Here is a 947-nt window from a genome sequence, read left to right as displayed (position 1 = left end):
CCTTCAGCACCTCAAAATCCACGATCCCCGCAACTCCCTGAACTTCAGGGTGTTGCGGGGATCAATAGAACCCGCCAGGTGGCCCGGGGCTTCGTCGTGTCCGGCGTCGTCAGATGGTGGTGACGACGTCCTCGTAGGCGAGGCGCGGCGAGCGCGGGAACGAGGCGTCTTCGCCGGGCTTGCCGATGTTGACGACCATGAGCGGGGTGTGGTCGTCGTCGAGGAATTCCTTCTGGACGGCCGCGAAGTCCAGGCCGGTCATGGGGCCGGCGGCGAGACCGGCGGCGCGGATACCGACGATGAAATACGCGGCCTGCAGGGTGGCGTTGAGCAGAGCGGAGCTCTCGCGCACCGGCCGCTCGGCGAAGAAGAGGTCCTTGGCCTGCGGGAAGTGCGGCAGCAGCGCCGGGAGCTCCTGGTGGAACTCGTTGTCGGCGGAGAGGATCGCGACCAGCGGGGCGGCGGCGGTCTTGGGCTGGTTGCCCTCGGCCATGTGCCGCACCAGACGCTCGCGGGCCTCGGCCGAGCGGACGAGGGTGATCCGCAGCGGGGTCTGGTTGAAGGCGGTGGGGCCGTACTTCACCAGGTCGTAGATGGCCTGGACCTGCTCCTCGGTGACCGGCTCGTCGGTGAACGTGTTGGCGGTGCGGGCCTCGCGGAAGAGGAGGTCCTGGGCGGCGGGGTCGAGAACGAGGGACATGCTGCGTACCTTCCGAACGTGCAATGCAAGGGGGGACTTGCGATGCCGCCAACGTACGCAGAGATAGGTTAACTTTCAACTAAATGGGGGAGTGGTGAGCGGACTCACAGCTGGGGGTGGGCAGGCTCCTGGGGGCGACGACCGGTCACCGCCGGGCGGGCGGCGAGCTGCTGGCAGGGCTGTCGGCAGGGGGCTCGGACTCCCCTGGACGGTCCGATCGCTGCCAGGCGTGGCAGCGCGCTTTGGG

1 protein-coding gene is annotated in these 947 nt (G+C 68.3%); it reads right to left on the bottom strand.

Translation table 11 applies throughout. From position 1 onward, the window contains the following. Window positions 1–109: 109 nt before the first annotated feature. Window positions 110–700, bottom strand: coding sequence for a malonic semialdehyde reductase (locus IEZ01_RS34340; protein ID WP_189205702.1), 591 nt, complete (start codon window positions 698–700; stop codon window positions 110–112). Between the last annotated feature and the right edge of the window lie 247 nt (window positions 701–947).

The sequence above is a fragment of the Streptomyces purpureus genome (assembly GCF_014648195.1).
GTDB lineage: Bacteria > Actinomycetota > Actinomycetes > Streptomycetales > Streptomycetaceae > Streptomyces > Streptomyces purpureus.
Note: the sequence above shows the minus strand (reverse complement) of the source record. Positions and strands in the feature narration are given on the sequence as shown.